General features: G+C 53.4%; 14 protein-coding genes. 12 read left to right on the top strand and 2 right to left on the bottom strand.

Going from position 1 to position 13264, the window contains the following annotated elements; all coding sequences use genetic code 11:
- Positions 1 to 13 precede the first annotated feature (13 nt).
- Genes Y017_RS00775 through dnaQ form a run of 3 tightly spaced genes read left to right on the top strand, consistent with a single transcriptional unit; the run spans position 14 to position 1993 of the window.
- Entirely contained in the window at positions 14 to 790 is a 777-nt protein-coding gene (locus Y017_RS00775) for a class I SAM-dependent methyltransferase (RefSeq protein ID WP_035458277.1), read from the top strand.
- A gap of 4 nt (positions 791 to 794) precedes the next feature.
- Complete coding sequence (rnhA, locus tag Y017_RS00770) at positions 795 to 1250, top strand: ribonuclease HI (RefSeq protein ID WP_011588507.1); 456 nt, start codon at positions 795 to 797, stop codon at positions 1248 to 1250.
- A complete protein-coding gene (gene dnaQ, locus Y017_RS00765) occupies positions 1250 to 1993 on the top strand; it encodes a DNA polymerase III subunit epsilon (protein WP_011588508.1) in 744 nt (247 codons plus the stop codon). The genes rnhA and dnaQ overlap by 1 nt, the downstream gene beginning before the upstream one ends.
- 95 nt (positions 1994 to 2088) lie before the next feature.
- Here the strand turns inward: dnaQ and nhaB are convergent, their stop codons facing one another.
- Positions 2089 to 3681, bottom strand: a complete 1593-nt coding sequence (gene nhaB, locus Y017_RS00760) for a sodium/proton antiporter NhaB (RefSeq protein ID WP_011588509.1) — start codon at positions 3679 to 3681, stop codon at positions 2089 to 2091.
- 394 nt (positions 3682 to 4075) lie between these two features.
- On the opposite strand from nhaB, the gene Y017_RS00755 reads away from it, so the two are divergent.
- The 9 genes from Y017_RS00755 to Y017_RS00715 all read left to right on the top strand — a co-directional run bounded on the left by Y017_RS00755 (position 4076) and on the right by Y017_RS00715 (position 12950).
- The gene (locus tag Y017_RS00755) at positions 4076 to 5755 is read left to right on the top strand and encodes a hypothetical protein (RefSeq protein ID WP_035458276.1); all 1680 of its coding nucleotides are present in this window, start codon (positions 4076 to 4078) and stop codon (positions 5753 to 5755) included.
- A 22-nt stretch (positions 5756 to 5777) separates the two neighbouring features.
- Entirely contained in the window at positions 5778 to 6578 is an 801-nt protein-coding gene (nudC, locus tag Y017_RS00750) for an NAD(+) diphosphatase (RefSeq protein ID WP_035458275.1), read from the top strand.
- Between the two features lie 12 nt (positions 6579 to 6590).
- A complete protein-coding gene (locus tag Y017_RS00745; RefSeq protein ID WP_011588512.1) occupies positions 6591 to 7238 on the top strand; it encodes a hypothetical protein in 648 nt (215 codons plus the stop codon).
- Between the two features lie 175 nt (positions 7239 to 7413).
- Positions 7414 to 8439 (top strand): protease SohB, encoded by a 1026-nt coding sequence (sohB, locus tag Y017_RS00740; protein ID WP_231483321.1) that lies wholly within the window; start codon positions 7414 to 7416, stop codon positions 8437 to 8439.
- 32 nt (positions 8440 to 8471) lie between these two features.
- Entirely contained in the window at positions 8472 to 9464 is a 993-nt protein-coding gene (locus tag Y017_RS00735; protein ID WP_011588514.1) for a YhdH/YhfP family quinone oxidoreductase, read from the top strand.
- A gap of 412 nt (positions 9465 to 9876) precedes the next feature.
- Complete coding sequence (locus tag Y017_RS00730) at positions 9877 to 10803, top strand: NAD(P)-dependent oxidoreductase (RefSeq protein WP_035458273.1); 927 nt, start codon at positions 9877 to 9879, stop codon at positions 10801 to 10803.
- Entirely contained in the window at positions 10803 to 11591 is a 789-nt protein-coding gene (hyi, locus tag Y017_RS00725; protein ID WP_035458272.1) for a hydroxypyruvate isomerase, read from the top strand. Before Y017_RS00730 ends, hyi begins: the two co-directional genes overlap by 1 nt.
- Positions 11591 to 12430: a co-chaperone DjlA gene (gene djlA / locus Y017_RS00720; RefSeq protein WP_035458271.1), complete on the top strand. Its 840-nt coding sequence runs from the start codon at positions 11591 to 11593 to the stop codon at positions 12428 to 12430. Before hyi ends, djlA begins: the two co-directional genes overlap by 1 nt.
- Positions 12431 to 12716: 286 nt before the next feature.
- Positions 12717 to 12950: a YdcH family protein gene (locus Y017_RS00715; protein WP_035458270.1), complete on the top strand. Its 234-nt coding sequence runs from the start codon at positions 12717 to 12719 to the stop codon at positions 12948 to 12950.
- 58 nt (positions 12951 to 13008) lie between these two features.
- Here the strand turns inward: Y017_RS00715 and Y017_RS15365 are convergent, their stop codons facing one another.
- Complete coding sequence (locus Y017_RS15365; protein WP_148201434.1) at positions 13009 to 13197, bottom strand: hypothetical protein; 189 nt, start codon at positions 13195 to 13197, stop codon at positions 13009 to 13011.
- Between the last annotated feature and the right edge of the window lie 67 nt (positions 13198 to 13264).

Raw genomic sequence — 13264 nt, 5'->3', positions numbered from 1 at the left:
GAGATTGTCCGCCATGCAGCTACCTCCACTCAACCGTATTTCGTTTAATACCTCTTCCGGTGAATTGGGCAGAGGCTTTGATGAATGGCTAGACAGTGAGCCGGGGCAGGCGCTGTTGAATGACGAAAAGGCCATGCTGACTGATTGGCTTCGCAGTCAAGCTGGGCAGCGCGCGGTGGCGGTTTATTCTAGCGGCGGTCGTGATCTTATGTCCGAATCGCCGTTGCGTTGGCAAACCAGCATTGCGCCACCCGGTTTTACCGGTGTGAAGCTATATTCACAGCTGGATTTACTGCCGATTGCAAAAAACAGTGTAGATGTGTTGTTGCTTCACCATACCATGGACTTCTCCGCTGACCCTCATCAGGTATTACGTGAGGCTGCCCGCTGTATGGCTCCCGGCGGGAAGATAGCGATCATTGGCTTTCATCCACTTAGTATTATGGGATTGGCACGCTGGCTGCTTTGGTGGAAGTCACCGGGTTGGATGGGGCGCTACTACCGGCCCAACCGCTTAACGGATTGGTTGCAGGTTCTAGGATTCGAGGTCGATGGTATGGCCAGTGGCTTCTATACTATGCCGTTGTCCGACCGTGGTCGCAGTCGAGTGCGGATGCTTGACTGGCTGGGTCGCTATTTATGGCCTCGCCACGGTAATACGTACCTCCTGGTGGCGAGGAAGCGGGCGGGTGTTGTTCGTCCGTTGGCCAGCCGACAACGCAGAGTGCCGCGCAATGCTGTGGTGCCAGTACCAGTGGCCCGCTGGGGCCAACAGAACAGGGAGCCTTGAGTCTTTGAAAAATGTGATTATCTACACTGACGGCGCTTGCCGTGGTAATCCCGGTCCGGGTGGTTGGGGCGCTATTCTTCTCTATGGTGATAAGGAGAAAGAGTTATTCGGCGGTGAGCCGGAAACCACCAACAATCGTATGGAACTGATGGCGGCGATTGTCGCGCTTGAAACGCTCAACACGCCCTGTCAGGTGGTCTTGACCACGGATTCAAAGTACGTGATGGATGGCATTACACAGTGGATGGCGAACTGGAAAAAGCGAGGCTGGAAAACGGCATCCAAGCAGCCTGTAAAGAACGTTGACTTATGGCAGCGCCTAGATGCGGCAGTGCAACGCCACGACATCGACTGGCAGTGGGTCAAGGGACACAGTGGCCACCCAGGTAACGAGCGCGCTGACGCGCTGGCTAACCGGGGGATTGATGAAATGAAACACAAGCAGGGGCAAGCTAGCTAATGCGTCAGGTTGTATTGGATACGGAAACCACAGGTCTTGAGCCGAATGACGGGCACCGGGTGATCGAAATTGGTTGTGTGGAGATGGAAAATCGCCGCCTTACTGGAAATAGCCTGCACCTGTACCTGAACCCTGAGCGGGAAATCGATGCGGGGGCATTGGCGGTTCACGGTATCAGTAGCGAGTTCTTGGCGGACAAGCCTACGTTTGACAAAGTGGTTGATGAATTTTTGGCGTTTGTAGATGGCGCTGAATTGGTTATTCACAACGCCCCTTTTGATGTGGGTTTTCTCAACCATGAGTTGCGCCGGCTTGGCACACGCTATGGGACCATTGAGCAGCGTTGCGGGGTGCTGGATACACTGGTCATGGCGCGGCAGAAACACCCAGGGCAGAAGAATAGCCTTGATGCTCTATGTCGCCGTTATTTCGTGGAAAACGGGCACCGTGAATTGCACGGAGCCCTATTGGATGCGGAGATTCTAGCAGACGTTTATCTTGCCATGACCGGGGGGCAAACTCGCCTTTTTTCGGGCGGCAACGATAGCAGTGAGCGGGGCGGTGGCGCCGCAGCAGAGACCATCAGGCGCTTGAGTGCCGATCGCGTCCCGCTTTGTGTGGTGCGTGCCAGTGAGAATGAACAACAACGTCACCGCAACAAGCTGGCCGCTATTGCGAAAAAGAATGGGGTGCCCACGGTTTGGCAGAGCCTTGGGCAAAATAGCGATACGCCCCTGCAATAGTTAATCTGCCGTCTGTGCAGGGCCTACGGGCTCGAGCCCACCCAACTAGCACGTTTCTTCGCCATCCCCATTTCACATCGGGGTTCCCAGGGCAATCAGTGCCCTGGGATTAGCGGCGTTTCTTGAAGATCTTCCACCTGATGATGCTGAATCCAGCCATTTTCGTACAGGTAGTCAGTGGCAGGTTCAAGCACCGTGGCGGTCATGACCAGGCCGGTAATTGACATCACGATGGTATAAGGCAGGGCCATGATCACCATGCGTCCATAGGATAACCGCACCAACGGCGCCAGCGCTGAAGTTAGCAGGAACAGGAATGCCGCCTGACCGTTTGGCGTGGCCACAGAGGGGATGTTGGTGCCGGTGTTAATGGCTACAGCCAGCAGGTCGAAAGTATCGCGGTCAATTTCATTCTTCAGCAACGCTTGACCCACTTCATCCACATAGACGGTTGCCACAAAGACGTTATCGGACACTGCCGAGAGTATGCCGTTAGCCATGTAGAACGCGGGTCCCTGCACCTGCTTCTCCAAAGAGAGCACGTATTCAATCACCGGCGCGAAAAGCTGCTGGTCAGCAATCACTGCTACCACCGCGAAGAATACCGTGAGCAGGGCGGTGAAAGGGAGGGCTTCCTCAAACGCGGCGCCCAAACGATGCTCTTCGATGATCCCAGTGAATGAAGTGGCGAGGATGATTACAGTGAGCCCTACTAAACCAACGGAGGCAGCATGGGTGGCCAAGCCGATGACTAGCCAAACAGCGGTGATCGCCTGAATAACCAAGGCGGCGCGATTTTGTGGGGTGCGTTTGCGGTCCTGCTCCAGGGCGTACTGGCGCATAATGCCGCGGACTTTTTCAGGGATATCCTCGCCGTAGCCGAAGCTGCCGCTGAATTCCAGGAAAGCACAGGTGAAGAAGCCCATCACCAGTACTGGTAGGGTAATGGGCGCCATGCGCAGGAAGAATTCACCGAATTCCCAGCCGGCCTTATTGGCGATTAGCAGGTTTTGGGGTTCACCCACTAGCGTGCAGACGCCGCCCAGAGCGGTACCGACGGCGGCGTGCATTAGCAGGCTGCGCAGGAATGACCGAAAGCGGCGCAGGTCTTCACGGTGCAATTCTTCCACCGTGGTGTCGTCACCATGGTCATGTTTTTGCTGGAACGTTTTACCGGAAGCCACCTTGTGGTAAATGCCGTAAAAACCGGTGCATACGGCAATCACCACGGCGGTAACCGTTAATGCATCCAGAAAAGCAGACAGCAAGGCCGCAGCGGCACAGAACAGCAGGCTCAGCGTGACCTTGGATTTAACGCCGAGCAGAATGCGGGTGAACATGAACAGCAGTAAATCTTTAAGGAAGTAGATACCGGCGACCATAAAGATCAGCAGTAACATTACTTCAATGTTGCCGACTACCTTATGTAGCACTGTTTCTGCGGAGGTCAAGCCGATCATTACCGCTTCAATAGCCAGTAGCCCGCCAGGCTGTAACGGATAGCACTTGAGTGCCATGGCCAGTGTGAAGATGAATTCGGCGAGCAGTAGCCAGCCTGCGGTTACCGGGCCCAGTGTCAGGGCGACCAACGGGTTGATAAGCAGAAAGGCGACGATGGTGTACTTGTACCAGGCAGGAGCCTGCCCCAGGAAGTTCTGAACAAAGGCGCGGCCTAGCGTGGCTGACATTACGAGTTCCTGCTGAACGGCGAATGGTAGAGGTGTGCCCTGGCTGTGCGCGGAGTGGCAGGAGCTGGGCGCGGCAATAATAAGGACTTGCTATGTCTCAGTACAGGATAAACAGTTGGGCAATTTGTCCTAGATCAATGGAGAGATTGGCGTAACCGGCTGGTCTAGGCGCTGGTGAATCGCATATAGTCGTCTAGAGTAGTGTGGCCAGGTTAACAAAACATCAATAAATCAGTTGTTTACAAATGAAAGTTGACGCAGTCTTTAATTGCGTGCAAAAGTTGATACAGCTTGTTTTACAATCTTAAATTGAATGTTGCGGGTATAACCGGGGGTTGCGTACTTTACGGGACAGCCTCGATGATAATAACAGTTTGGTGCTTGCGGAGAGTCCATGGTTGCCATAACAAATACCACCTCCCTGACTTTTCTCAAAGAAGCCCTAGATGCCACCCTGACTGAAGCAGAAACACAGCTTGAAACGTTTTCTGATGACCATAGTCGTCAAGATGAGTTGCAGCATTGTGCGCAAGCTTTTCAGCAACTTCGAGGTATCTGCCAGCTTGTTGAGCTGCCTGCGGCGGCGTTGATGAGTGAAGAAATGGCGCTGGCCGCGCGGGAGTTACAAGAGAAATGCTCTGACGCCCGTATTCAGGCGTTGAGCCACGCTATTGTTCTGCTTACCCGTTATTTCGATTACGTGCAATTGAAGAACCGCACGTTACCGGCACTGTTAATTGGTGGCATTAATGAGCTGCGACGGGCCGCTGGCAAGGGCCTGATCCAGGAAAGCCACTTCTTCTATGCCGATTTATCCCATCAACGTGTACCTCAAGCTCCGCAACGGAGCATGACCGTTAGTGAATTGTCCGACCTGGCGCGACGCTTTCGGCATATGTACCAGGTCGGGCTGCTTGGGGTGCTTCGTGGCCAAACTAACCGCACTAACCTAAAGCTGATGGCCCGGGCCCTGGTACGGCTGGATCATGCCGCAGGACAATGTGGTTTAAGTCGCTTTCTGTGGGTGTCCCAGGCAGCGTTAACGGCCATGTACCGCGACCAGATGGCGATCACTCCGGCCCGAAAAGCGCTGCTGTCACAGTATGACCGCCAGTTGAAAAAGCTGGTCTACAGTGGTGATCAGGCAGTGACGGAAGACGCTCCGTTACTGTTGATCAAGGAAAGCCTCTACATCGTTTCGTTGTCCGCACAGAACAGCGGTGTGATCGGTAACGTTAAGCAGGCTTTCGGTTTGAAATCTGAAGTGAATGATGTTGTTTTGCAGCGAGAGTTGTTATTCATGACGGGCGCCAGCGGATCGGTGACTCGTTCTGTGGCCAGTGCTATGCGTGATGAAATTGCCGATTTGAAAGAGAGCCTGGATTTGGCCTCCCAGGGGGTGGCGGACACTAATTATGAGTCGGTGGCGGCAGGCCTGAATCGTCTGGGTAGCACCCTGGATATGATCAATAAAGATAAAGAATCCCGTGCTATCAAAGAGCGCGCACAGGACGTGGCTCGCTGGGCGCCTGATCAGAACGTTGAAGGGGAGGCGTTCCATGCGCTGGTGGATGATCTACTGATTGTAGAAAATGTGGTTGCGGGTCTAGAGCGAAGCATTAACCCTGAAGATGATGTGCATCGCTCAGCAAACAATAGCCGTATTTCCCTGTATCAGTTAAATGACGCTCGCATGACAGTGGTGGGCGAGTGCCGTGCTGGTCTGGCGCTGGCTAAACGCTCTATTTCCTCGTTCATGGATAACAACTGGGATGCTATGCATCTGTCTAATCTCCCCGGGACGTTCGCTTCCATTGCGGGGGGGTTAATGTTCTTAGAACTGGATCGTGCCAAGGCGGTGACCGAAGCTTGTCACAAATATATCAGTAACCGGTTGCTCAGTGGTGACCAAGTGCCGACCCATGAAAACATGGAAACCCTGGCCGATGCCCTGACCGGGGTGGACTACTACTTGGAAAGTATGGAAGAGCAAAAGCCCATTGGTGATGGTGTTCTGGAGGTGGCTGAGCAAAGCATGAATGTATTAGGCTTTCCCGTGTCAAAGGGTGTTTGAGCCCATCGCAATAGAGACAGCCATGATTGACCTTTCTTCACCGGAATCCCAAGACGCAGAAAGCGCTCGCTGTTATATCATTCATGAGCAGGATGTGTTGATCTGCGCACATGCGGATAGGCCGTTCCCAGAACTGCCTGCCAAGTGGCTTCGGCAGCATCCTGATTATCACTTCTTGGGTTTTCTGGATGGCCAGCCTTGTTATGTCTGTGAATTTGCCTGCCATGAATTTGATGATGGCCGGTTACAGCGTGTTCCGTTGCGCAGACTTATCGGTGCCACCTTAAATGACGCCGAATTTTCCATGGCGAGCAGGGCCTTACAGTTTCTAAGCTGGCGCAAAAATCATCGTTTTTGTAGCCGATGCGGCTCACCGACTGAGCCACATCCTCGCGACTTAGCGATGACCTGTGCCGGTTGCGGCTATTTTCAGTATCCCCGTATTACTCCATGTATCATTACGTTGGTGACGGATGGTGAGCATGCTTTGCTGGGGCGTTCTGCCCGTTTTCCGGAAGGCTTTTACTCCTGTCTGGCCGGCTTTATGGAGGCAGGTGAAACCGCTGAGCAAGCTTTGGCACGGGAGGTGATGGAAGAAAGCGGCATTTCGGTGAAAAACTTGGAATATTTGAACAGCCAGTCGTGGCCTTTTCCCCACTCCTTGATGCTTGGGTTCATGGCTGAATATGCAGGTGGAGAGATCCGCATTGATGACGATGAAATCGTCGATGCAGCTTGGTTTCATTATCAGGATCTGCCCATGGTTCCACCGGTGGGAACTATTGCCCGTTTGTTGATTGACCAATGGATCGCACGTTTTTAGAAGGACGTAAGCATGAATTACACTTTAGCTCCCTTGGTGCTAATCGTTTTCAGTCTACTTTTGGTATTGATAGGGGCGTGGATTCTGCTGCGGCAAAAATGGGTGCTGCAATGGTTGAAAGGCACAGCCGGCCTGTTGTTGGTGGTGCTGGCTATCTATATGAGCGTGTTCGCGCTCAATCTCTATGGCTATAAGGAATATGCTCAGGAAGTGTCCGTAGCCACGGTGAGCTTCCGGGAGTCGGGCGATCAGTCGTTTATTGCTACGGTAACCCGCACGGATGGGAGTTCGGAAGAGTTTCGTCTGAAAGGGGATCAGTGGCAACTGGATGCTCGCATTATCAAGTGGAAGATGCCCTTTAGCCTGCTTGGCCTGAAGCCCGGCTACCAACTGGATCGGATGCAGGGCCGTTATTATGCCCTTGAAGACGAGCGTTCCCGGGACCGTACCGTCTACAGCTTGCATCGTGATCCAGTAGGCTTGGATGTGTGGTTGCTGGCAAAAAAAGGCTGGGGCCTGATTATCGATGCTCGTTACGGTAGCGCGGCTTATCTGCCGATGGCAGATGGCGCTCTGTTTGAAGTTACCGTGGCGCCCACAGGGCTCGTGGCCCGTCCTATGAACGGCAGTGCACAAAAGGCGATCGCCGGTTGGGATTGATGCTTCTTTCCCGGTAACCTGTGTTTTGCTCGACCTTTAATCCCCTCTGATTACCGCAATGGCTCTGGCTTATGTAGAATCAGCCAGAGTTCGATTTCCGTGAATTGACTGGCGCTGGGCGCCAGGCCCCTTGGAGAGTAGATAAACTGTGATCGCGTTTTTAATGGAATACGGCATGTTTCTAGCCAAGGTTGCCACCCTCGTAGTGGCAATTTTGTTTATTTTTGGTGGCATTGCGGCGGCGGCCTCACGGAGTCGTGGTAAGGGTGACCAGGATGGTGAACTGAAAGTCCGCCACCTCAATGAAGAGTTCGATGATCTCAAGGAGTCTCTCGAGGCGGAAATTATCCCGGAAGCCCAGCGCAAAAAAGCCCACAAGGCTAAGCGAAAACAGGAGAAGCTTGAAGCCAAACAAAAAAAGAAAGCCGGCACCGAAGACAAAATTCTGCCGCGTTTGTTTGTGCTTGATTTCAATGGTGATGTACAGGCCAGCGATGTGGATCATATGCGCCGGGAGATTACCGCCATTTTGCAGGTTGCCACCCAAGATGACGAAGTACTGGTTCGCCTGGAAAGTCCGGGTGGTCTGGTACACAGCTATGGGCTGGCATCCTCGCAGTTGCGCCGTATCCGTAACCAGGGCATCAAACTGACCGTCGCCGTGGACCAAGTGGCTGCTAGCGGAGGTTATATGATGGCCTGTATCGCTGACCGTATTGTGGCGGCACCCTTCGCCATTATCGGCTCGATCGGTGTGGTCGCGCAGATTCCCAACTTTCACCGTTTGCTGAAGAAAAACGATATTGATGTGGAACTGATGACTGCCGGTGAGTACAAACGCACCATGACCATGTTGGGCGAGAATACCGAAAAGGGTCGGGCTAAATTTCAGGAAGAACTGGAAGAGACTCATCAATTGTTCAAGGGATTCGTCCGGGATAATCGCCGTGGGCTCGATTTGGATAAGGTTGCGACTGGCGAACATTGGTTTGGCAGCCAAGCAAAGGAGCTGGGACTTGTCGATGAAATCATGACCAGCGACGAACTGTTACAAGTGCGCAAAGACAGCCAAACACTCTACCTAGTACAGTGGGAAGCCAAACGTAAGCTGGGTGAGAAGCTGGGTTTCTCTCTAGAAGCAATGGCACATCGGGTGTTGGAAAAGTTTTGGCATCGTGGCAGCCAACGTCAGATTCATTAGTACCTTTACCGAACACTGCAAAGGAGTAGCTCATGACATTTAAGGCATTACAGACCCGCGAAACCGAGGCCGGTTACAGTAACGTGCTGGTTGACCGCGAGCTAAGTGAGCTGGGCGAAGGCGGTGTATTGGTACGGGTGCAATGGTCGTCTCTGAATTACAAGGATGCACTGTCAGCCACCGGCAACAAAGGCGTTACCCGCCAATTCCCTCATACCCCAGGCATTGATGCGGTTGGCGTGGTTGAAGAGGCGAGTGATGGGCCTTTTAGTGCGGGCGATGCGGTGATTTGCACAGGCTATGATCTGGGGATGAACACGGATGGCGGTTATGCAGAATATATCCGCGTACCGGCTGAGTGGCTAGTGCCGCTACCAGAAGGCCTTGCGCCTCGCGATGCAATGTTGCTTGGTACGGCAGGGCTAACCGCAGCCTTGAGTGTTGAATCGTTGCTGGATACGGGCGTTAACCCGGATCAGGGGCCCGTGCTGGTGACTGGCGCGACTGGTGGCGTGGGCAGCATTAGTGTTGCGATACTGGCTAAGTTAGGTTTTGAGGTGGTGGCCGTTAGTGGCAAAGCAGACGCCCACGAATGGCTCACTGAGCTTGGTGCATCACGCATCATTGATCGCAATGATTTTCTGGAAAGTGCCGCCAAGCCCATGGCCAAAGAGCAGTGGTCGGGCGCTGTGGATTGCGTGGGGGGTGAAATGCTGGCCGCTGCTCTGAAGGGTCTAAAGTACGGAGGTAGTGCCACTTGCTGTGGGTTAGCCGGTTCTCCCAAGCTTGAGATGACGGTTTTTCCATTCATTTTGCGCGGAGTAAATCTGTTAGGGGTAGATAGCGTTGAATTACCCTGTGAAATTAAGCAGCAAATGTGGCAGTTACTGGCGGATGAATGGATGCCGAAAGACCTTTCACTGCTGGAAGCGGCGCAAACGGAGCTTTCTGGGGTGACCGATTGGGTGGATCGCATTCTGGCTGGAGGAGTTCGCGGGCGGGTCGTGGTTAAGCTGCCTGAGTAATAGCTACAGGGTTTTGAGAGCAGCGCATACAGCACATTGTTTTCTCATCGTCGACAATCATTGTCCTCGTATTCCCTCGATGCCCGCTTGATCAAGCGGGCAATTCCCCTGTCTTCTTGGGCTCGATGTCGAATCGAGTTTTTCTTGAAGATCATAAAACAAAACGTGAAGAGTAAAGGGCTCGTTGGCAGGCTTCGCAACGTGACCTAACCCATCAGAGAATAATTGAGCCTTCCATTTTGGGCAGCCTAAACAAGTGGCCTCAGCGCGGCTTTTTGTTGCCGCTTTGCGACGGTAATAGCGCTTCATAGCAGGCGACGCAACACACTTACGTCTACGTCTGGCGGTCGAATTCCTACAGTCATTGACGTGGATCGCGTAGACTTTTCGCTCAACCAGCTCTGGAAGTATTATGCGTAATATCTGTTTCCTCGGCATCGGTTTGATGGGCGAGCCTATGGTGGCACGGCTGTTGGATGCCGGTTTCTCTTTGACTCTCTGGAATCGCACTGTTGAAAAGGCGCAGCCGTTTAGCGGACGGGCGCGTATTGCCAGCAGCCCAGCCGAGGCGGTGGCTGAGGCTGATGTGGTCATTACCATGCTTGAAAATGGCACCGCAGTCGAGCAGGTGCTGTACCAGAGTAATGCCATTGCCCGTTTATCTCCGGGGGCCTTGGTTATCGATATGAGCTCCGTCGAGCCGGCTACTGCCCGGCGTCATGGGGCGCGGGTAGCAGAGCTGGGCGGATGTTATCTGGATGCGCCAGTGTCTGGCGGCACCCGTGGTGCACAAGCCGGTACGTTGTCGATCATGGCGGGGGGCAATGATCAAGACTTTGATCAGGCAACCGCGGTGTTTCAGGCCATGGGCCGCGCCACGCTTATTGGCCCTGTGGGTAGCGGGCAGCTGGCCAAGTTAGCTAATCAGACGATTGTCGGCATCACCATTGGCGCTGTGTCAGAGGCTTTGCTATTGGCTGCAAAAGGCGGCGCCCGGCCAGAAAAGGTTCGCGAAGCGCTACTCGGTGGCTTTGCCGGAAGTAAGATTTTAGAGCAGCACGGCGAGCGTATGTTGGCACGGAATTTTGAGCCCGGTGCTCCGGCGCGAATTCAGCTCAAGGATCTGGGTATGATCCTGGATGAAGCTCGCACGGAGGGATTGACGCTGCCCTTGAGCCAGCGCGTGTTCGAGCAATATCGTGCGCTGCTGGCCAGTGGTCATGGCGAAGTTGACCACAGTGGTCTGTTGCTGGAACTAGAAAGGCTAAATGGCGTGCAGCTCAACCCCGATGCCGCTGATCACTTTAGTCCAACTGACTTGGATAAGGAGACGCACTAATGCCACGGTTCGCTGCCAACCTGTCCATGTTGTTCACCGAATTACCCTTTCCTGAGCGCTTTGCCGCCGCTGCAGACGCCGGTTTTAAAGGCGTCGAATACCTGTTTCCCTATGATTGGCCTGCACAGCAACTGGCCCAATGGCTGGCGGACAATGGCCTGACCCAGGTGCTGTTTAATTTGCCGGCCGGAGATTGGCAGGCGGGGGAGCGGGGGATTGCGTGCCTGCCGGACCGAATAGCCGCATTTCGCGAAGACGTTTTTATGGCCATGGAGTATGCCCAGGCGCTGGATTGCCAGCAGGTGAACTGTTTGGCGGGTCTAAAACCCGATGAACTATCCTCGGAGGTAGCCTTTACAACGTTGGTAGAGAATCTGCGTTTTGCCGCGGATCTATTCGACGCTCAGGGGCTGACTTTGACGCTGGAAGCGATAAACTCTCGAGTAGATATGCCAAGTTTTTTGGTGGATACCTCCGCCACGGCCATGGCGGTCATAGAGGCGGTTGGTCGTGAGAATATTCGTTTGCAGTATGATCTCTACCATATGCAGATCATGGAAGGGGACCTGTGTCGTTCCCTTTCTCAACTTTGCCCCCATATAGGACATATTCAGTTTGCCGATAATCCTGGGCGTAATGAGCCCGGTAGCGGCGAAATTCATTTTGATACCGTGTTTGCCCACATCGATTCCTTGGACTATGCAGGATGGGTAAGTGCGGAGTATCGACCGTTGACAGATACGGCAACCAGCCTGGGCTGGTTTAACGCAACAAAACAGGAGCCGTGATGCAATTCAATTGGGGTGGGAAGATCATCCTTGGCCTGCTCGGCATGCTTGTGGGTGGGCCCGTTGGCCTGGGCATAGGCTTGCTGATTGGACATATGCTCGATAAAGGCACCGAGCGAGTGCAGACGTTTAATCCATTTCGCCCCTATGGGCCAGGCGAACAGTCACAAATTCAGCGGGCTTTGTTCGATACCGTGTTTTCTATCATGGGGCATCTTGCGAAGGCGGATGGTCGGGTTAGCGAGGACGAAATTGCCCAGGCTCGAGCGGTAATGGACCGCATGCAGTTGTCAGAAGAACAGCGCAAGCAAGCGATTGCCCTATTCAATCAAGGCAAGGAGGATAATTTTCCTTTGGATCAGGTCGTGGCAGCATTCGCGACAACCGTTAAACACCGTAAACAGTTGATTCTGGTATTGCTGGAAATCTTGCTACAGACCGCGCTGGCTGACGATGAGCTGGACCCTGCAGAGGAAGCGATTCTAGTGAGAGTGGCCGAAGGCTTGGGGGTGCCGCGAGCTCAGTTTCAGCAGATCCTTAATATGTTGCTGGCACAGGCTCAGTTCTCCGGTAGCCGCGCCGGCGGCCATTCCTACCAGGGGCAGCCAGCAGGGCCGTCTCGACCGTCCCTGTCCCAGGCGTATAAGGTCTTGGGTATCACTGACAGCGCCAGTAATCAGGAAGTTAAAAAAACCTATCGCAAGTTGATGAGCCAGAATCATCCGGACAAGTTGGCGGCCAAAGGTGTACCGGAAGAAATGATTCGGGTAGCCACGCAAAAGACCGCCGAAATCAGTAAAGCCTACGAAATGATCAAAGAACATCGCGGTTTTAAATAAACAACGCCGTAGGTTTAACGCAACATGCAGCACGCGCCGATTCGCGGAGCCGCTGCCAGGCTTCCCAGTAGGCGAGTTGGTAGCGCAGCCGATCCGGGACAAGGCAGATCCCGACATGAACATGTTGCTATGTTCATTTTTATCTCACGAGCATGGGTGATTGAATCTAATCAAAGAATGTGGTGATTTGAACAGAAGAGGGAACAGTGTACCGTTTCCTATCGTCGGATCCATTAGGCTAACCGTATTGGCTGGCCTGCCATTACCATTCAAAGGAGCGAGCTTCATGTTGGGCGAAAATCACAGCATTCATCACGAATTTCCGGATTTTCACCAGAAGATAGACGCGCTTGTTGACGCAGACCCTACCTTCAAAGCACTGGTTCTGGAGCACGATAAATTAGATAAACAGATACGCGGTCTGGAGATGCGAGAGAGTCCAATTTCTGATCCTGAAATGGAACGGTTAAAGCAGGAGCGAATACGCCTGAAGGACAATATCTACCATCGGTTAGGCTAATACTAAATAGAAAAAGCCTCTGGAATCAGAGGCTTTCTTTAACTTACTTGATGCGTAATCAGGCGTTGAGTTCTGTCAGCTCATGCACTGATAAATGCCAGGCAGGCGCTGGCGCTGCTAGAAAGGCTCGTTGAGTGAGTAAATGGAAGGGGCTCAGCCAGTGCCAAACCAAACTCAGCTCCCCGGAACGGTGTTTTCCTACATCCGAGAAAAGACCAGCGGTAATGCCCGCGTGGCTTCTGGTCACATTTTAGCCTCCCGCTTGCTATCGTAGAAAGCATTGCTAACCCGATAAAACATCTGGGCCGGGCCGC

The organism is Alcanivorax sp. 97CO-5 (genome assembly GCF_000524665.1).
Lineage (GTDB): Bacteria > Pseudomonadota > Gammaproteobacteria > Pseudomonadales > Alcanivoracaceae > Alcanivorax > Alcanivorax borkumensis.
Note: the sequence above shows the minus strand (reverse complement) of the source record. Positions and strands in the feature narration are given on the sequence as shown.